At 65.1% G+C, this 5,327-nt stretch carries 5 protein-coding genes; 3 read left to right on the top strand and 2 right to left on the bottom strand.

The genetic code is table 11. The annotated features are described in order from the left end of the window. Window positions 1-202: 202 nt before the first annotated feature. Complete coding sequence (gene maiA, locus GSQ79_RS08145; RefSeq protein ID WP_158808226.1) at window positions 203-847, bottom strand: maleylacetoacetate isomerase; 645 nt, start codon at window positions 845-847, stop codon at window positions 203-205. 49 nt (window positions 848-896) lie between these two features. Continuing rightward, window positions 897-1,208, bottom strand: coding sequence for a transposase (locus tag GSQ79_RS08150; protein ID WP_158808227.1), 312 nt, complete (start codon window positions 1,206-1,208; stop codon window positions 897-899). A gap of 309 nt (window positions 1,209-1,517) precedes the next feature. On the opposite strand from GSQ79_RS08150, the gene GSQ79_RS08155 reads away from it, so the two are divergent. From GSQ79_RS08155 to urtC, 3 genes are all read left to right on the top strand, one after another. Continuing rightward, complete coding sequence (locus GSQ79_RS08155; protein WP_158808228.1) at window positions 1,518-2,762, top strand: urea ABC transporter substrate-binding protein; 1,245 nt, start codon at window positions 1,518-1,520, stop codon at window positions 2,760-2,762. Window positions 2,763-2,781: 19 nt separating this feature from the next. After that, window positions 2,782-4,419, top strand: a complete 1,638-nt coding sequence (urtB, locus tag GSQ79_RS08160; RefSeq protein WP_158808229.1) for an urea ABC transporter permease subunit UrtB — start codon at window positions 2,782-2,784, stop codon at window positions 4,417-4,419. After that, the coding region (urtC, locus tag GSQ79_RS08165; RefSeq protein ID WP_158808230.1) for an urea ABC transporter permease subunit UrtC at window positions 4,416-5,327 on the top strand (912 nt) is incomplete at its 3' end. The genes urtB and urtC, both read left to right, overlap by 4 nt.

A 5,327-nucleotide genomic window follows, 5' to 3' on the forward strand; every position in this document is an offset into this window, starting at 1 on the left:
CCGACCGTCGCCCCGCCGCCGCCCGTCGTCGCCCCACAGCCCGCTCCGCCGGCCACCTCGCCGAACGACACGCTGGAGTCGCTCGAGGAGGAAATGGCAAAACTGCTCGGGCGCGGATCGAGCGAATAGACGGGCCTCCAAAGTGCCGAGATGTGTTCAAGGCAAGTGCCTCGAACACATCTCGGTTCAGCGCGGCGATGGTTCAGCCGGGATAATCGGCCTGGCGCGTCGGATGGGCATCGGCAAACGCCGGGAGCTTTGCGCAATGCGCCACGATCCGGTCGACGGCCGGAATCGCGTCGACCTTGATCTTGAACGTGCCTGCGCCTTCGTAAAGCGCGTAGAGGCAGATGTCGGCGATGCCGGGCGTGTCGCCCTGGCAAAATGTGCCCGTCGCGGGATCATGGGCCAATCGCGCCTCGAGCGTCTTCAGCCCCGCCGAAAACCAATTGGTCTGCCAGGCGCGCCACTGGTCGGCGTCGAAACCGGCAGTCTTGCTGAGATAGCCCTTTACCCGCGGGGTGATCAGCGGGTGTGTGTCGCTGATCGCCACAGCGGCGAGCGAGCGGACACGGGCGCGCTCGCGGAGATTTTTCGGCAGAAGCGGCGGGGTCGGATAACGCTCCTCGATATATTCGAGCAGCGCCGAGGATTGGGTGAGGGGGGAGGCGGCATCTTCGATCAGGGCCGGCAGCGCGCCCTGCGGGTTGATCGCCAGGAATTCGGGCGAATATTGTTCGCCCTTGTCGAGATCGATCGGGATCTCGCGATAGGCGACGCGTTTCAGATTGAGCGCGATGCGCACGCGAAACGTCGCCTGTGAGCGCCAAAAACCGTAGATGTCCATCGGGATGCCCTCATCGTGATATGGCGGCGATGCACGCCGCTTCGAATGGTCAGCGTTGACCGCGAACCGCGGCATAGCGCCCAGGCGAGGCGCCGCGAAGCGGCACGACGTCGGAGCGGAACGTCCTGTCGGACCCCGCCGGCGTGTCGGCGTTTTCGTGTTTCAGCCGCGCCGAGAGGCTGGTGACCAGCGCGCGAAGCCTCAGGTTTTCGAGGTGAAGGTCTTTCACCTCCAGCGCCGCGGAAAGGGTCAGGCCGCCATAGCGCTTGCGCCAGCGGTAGAAGGTGCGGGGCGAGATGCGAGCGGTACTGCAGATTTCGGCGATGGACACGCCGGCGTCGGCTTCGTGAAGCAGGTGCAAGATCACACCTTCGGGATGCTGCAAGTGTCGCATCGGCGTCATTCCCGGCTGGCCTTGGACGGCAACGATCGAGCCGCTCGCGGGCTCCGTCTTAGGTAAGACAATGCCGCAGGAAAGAACAATCAAATCCGCGCCGGGCGATGACCCTCCGTGCCGGTCGCGACACCGCATAATGGCGATAGTGCCAATAAGCATCCAAAACATAGGCATCTGCCGCCTGATTGAGCGCCTATGGCCATTCTTTGAAGTTGCCTTTCCTGGAGGCGTGGACGGAGATGACCGCACTTTCACCAGCATGGGATGCAGGTCATGGACACGTTTTCACGGCGCTCGTTTGTGAAGGCAGCCGGCGTCGGCATCGCGACGCCGATCGCGATGCCTTCGATCATCCGTCCGGCCTACGCCGCCTCCGGCACCGTCAAGCTCGGCTGCCTGTTTTCCTCATCGGGCACGATGGCCAACCTCGAAGGGCGTCTGAACCACGTCGTCCGCATGGCCGCTGACGAGATCAACGCCAAGGGTGGCGTCAACGGCAAGACCATCGACGTCGCGGTTTCCGACCCGGCGTCCGACTGGCCGCTGTATGCCCAGAGCGCCAAGCAGATGCTCGACCAGGAGAAGGTCGCGGCGCTGTTTGGCTGCTGGACCTCGGTGTCGCGCAAGACCGTCCTGCCGGTCGTGGAGCAGGCCGACGGGCTGCTGTTCTACCCGCTGCATTTCGAGGGGGAAGAGAACTCCAAGAACATCGTCTACGTGAATTCGCCGCCGACGAGTTCGGTGCTGCCGGCCGTCGATTACCTGATGGGCGAAGACGGGGTGAGCGCCAAGCGCTTCTTCATGATCGGTTCGGACTACGTCTGGCCGCGCACCATCAACAAGCAGCTCAAGGCCTACTGGAAGTCCAAAGGCATTCCGGAGACCGCCTGGAAGGAAGAATACGTCCCGCTCGGCTTCTCGAACTTTCAGACGCTGGTCAGCCAGATCCGCGCCTTCGCCGATCAGGGCGGCGGCAAGGCGATCGTCGTCCTCACCGTCGTCGGCTCGTCGATTCCCGACTTCTTGCGCGAGTTCGCCAACCAGGGCCTCAAGGCCACGGACGTGCCGGTGCTCGGGCTCGACATGGTCGAGGCCGATCTCGAAGGCCTCAACACCGAGCCGCTGGTCGGCCATCTCAACTGCTGGGCCTACCTGCAGAACGCCAAGGGCCCGGCCAACGTCGCCTTCCTGAAGAAGTGGGCCGACTACGTGAAGGCGAAGAACGTCCCCTTCAAGGGCGACGTCGCCATCGATCCGATGGTCTCTGCCTACGACTCGGTGCACCTGTGGGCGATGGCGGCGGCCAAGGCCGGCTCCTTCGCCGTGCCCGAGGTGCGCAAGGCCTTCGCCGGCCTCACCTTCGACTGTCCGTCGGGCTACAAGATCGGCATGACTGCCGAGAACAATTACGTCTCGCGCGGCGTGTTCATCGGCTCAGTCAACGAGAAGCAGGGCTTTGACGTCCTGTGGCAGTCCAAGGATACGCCGAAGCCGGTGCCCTTCAGCACGCTCGGCTGATCCTTTGGTGCAATCTCGAATGGTGGCTTCCGCCGTCGCGGCCCGGACCGGGCTGCGACGGTTTTGTCTCGCTCTCTGTCTCGCTCTCATCGTAACGCCGTCCATCGCCGCCCCCGCGGACCGCCCGGGCGTGATCGCGAACCTTTGCGGCGACGGCGCCGCGTTCGCCGACGCCGGTCGCGCCCTGACGGCGCTTGCGGCGGACGGATCGGCCGAGGATCGGACCTGGGCCGCGCCGATTGCCCGCGCCGTTCTGGATCGCAAGCTCACCTGCGATGCGAACGGCGCCGTCGTCGTTCTGCAGGGTGCGTTCCTCGATGCTGCATCGCGCGCCCCGCGTGAACCCGCCGACGGCGCGCACGCCCCATTTCTCAGCCTGAAGAACCGCGCCACGTTCGAGACCGCCGAAGCCGCGCTGGCGCTTGGGACGGCGACCGACGTCGGCCGGCGCGCTGCCGCCCTCCACGTACTGGAACATCGCGCCTCGGCGCTCCCCGATACCTTCTTCGATGCCGCCGCCGCGCGGGAAACCGACCCGGCCTTAAAACAGCAGATGCTGGTCGTGGCACAGATCGGCGCGCTCCGCTCGACCGACCCGGCAAAGCGCATCACCGCGCTCGGGCGCATCGCCGAGACGCCGAACCGTCGCGCGCGCGCCGAGGTCCAGCCGCTGGTCAGCGATCTCGCCTATGCCAAGGATCCGCAGTTCAAGCAGGCCGTCGATGCCGCGCTCGCCAAAATCTCCCGCGGCATCAGCATCGGCGACGTGCTGGCGACGCTCTATAGCGGGCTCAGCTTCGCCAGCATCCTGTTCATGGCGGCGATCGGCCTTGCCGTGATCTTCGGCCTGATGGGCGTGATCAACCTGGCGCAGGGCGAACTGATCATGATCGGCGCCTATGCGACCTGGCTCGTCCAGCAGGGGCTGCGCACTTACGCGCCGGGCCTTCTCGATTACTACCTGATCATCGCCATTCCCGTCGCGTTTCTCGTGACGGCTTCGATCGGCATCCTGCTCGAGGTCGTGCTGCTGCGCCACCTCTACAAGCGCCCACTGATGAGCCTGCTCGCGACCTGGGCAGTGAGCCTGTTTCTCTCCAATCTCGTCCGCGTGGTGTTCGGCACGCAGAACCTGCAGTTCGTCACGCCATACTATGTGACGGGCGGCGTGCCGGTGATCGGCGACTTCTTCTTCACCTGGAACCGGATGTTCGCGATCGCCTTCGCCGCGGTGACGTTGGCGCTGACCTGGGCCATCGTGCGGCTGACGCCGCTCGGTCTGAATATCCGCGCGGTCACGCAGAACCGCACCATGGCCGGCTGCATCGGCATCCCCGTCCGCCGCGTCGACATGCTGGCCTTCGGTCTCGGCTCCGGCTTGGCAGGGCTCGCCGGGTTGGCGCTGGCGCCGATCTACAGCGTCAATCCGCAGATGGGCCAGAACTTCATCATCGACAGCTTTATGGTGGTGGTGCTCGGCGGCGTCGGGACGATCGGCGGCACCGTCGTCGCCGCGCTCGGCATCGGCCAGATCAACGTGCTGATCGAGCCGTGGTATGGCGCCGTTGCCGCCAAGGTCATCGTGCTGCTGATGATCATCGCCTTCCTGCAGGTGCGTCCCGAGGGCCTGTTCGCCGTCAAGGGACGCCGCAAATGAAGTCCTGGACCGCAGACCGGCCGTTCCTGGCCTTGCTCGCCTTCCTCGTCACGGTCTTCGTCGTGATGATCGTATCGGCAGCCGGCGAATGGGGCCTCTCGTCCTACATCGTCAACGCGATGGGCCAACTGGCGAGCTTCGCGATCCTCGCGCTGTCGCTCGATCTGATCTGGGGCTACCTCGGCATTCTCTCGCTGGGGCAGGGCCTGTTCTTCGGCATCGGCGGCTATGTCGTCGCGATGTACCTGCTGAAACACGGCTTCGACGTTTCCGGCAAAGTCCCGGATTTCCTGCAGTTCATGGGCTGGACGTCATTCCCTTTCTACTGGGACGGCCTCGGCACCTTCCCTTACGCGCTGCTTTTTGCCGCCGTCGTGACGCTCGTCGTCTCCGCGCTCTTCGGCTACGTCTCGTTTCGCTCACGCGTCAACGGCGTGTACTTCGCCATCATCACTCAGGCGCTCGTCTATGTCGCGATGCTGCTGATGTTTCGCAACGACACGGGCTTCGGCGGCAACAACGGGATGACGGGGTTCTCGCTCATCTTCTCCTGGCCGATCGGCACACGCGGCATGACCTTCGCGCTGGCAGCGGCCTCCGTGCTGATCCTGGTGCTGGTGCTGATCGGCTGCCGTGCGCTGCTGTCGAGCCGCTTCGGGGCGCTGATGCTGGCGACCCGCGACGACGAGGTCCGACTGCGGACGCTCGGCTACGACACGCTGCGGTTGAAACTTGCCGTCTGGTGCCTGTCGGCGCTGATCGCGGCTTTGGCCGGCTTTCTCTATGTGCCGCAGGTCGGCATCATCAACCCGCGCCTGTTGTCGCCGGATCTGTCGCTCGAAATCGCCGTCTGGGTGGCGATCGGCGGGCGCGGCCACCTCGTCGGGGCCGTTGTCGGGGCGCTGCTG

This window comes from Beijerinckia sp. L45 (assembly GCF_009765775.1).
Lineage (GTDB): Bacteria > Pseudomonadota > Alphaproteobacteria > Rhizobiales > Beijerinckiaceae > RH-AL1.

Excerpts from the sequence above, each read along its gene's own strand:
- maiA (WP_158808226.1), bottom strand. The coding sequence starts at position 847 with ATGGACATCTACGGTTTTTGGCGCTCACAGGCGACGTTTCGCGTGCGC.
- GSQ79_RS08155 (WP_158808228.1), top strand. The coding sequence starts at position 1,518 with ATGGACACGTTTTCACGGCGCTCGTTTGTGAAGGCAGCCGGCGTCGGC.
- urtB (WP_158808229.1), top strand. The coding sequence starts at position 2,782 with ATGGTGGCTTCCGCCGTCGCGGCCCGGACCGGGCTGCGACGGTTTTGT.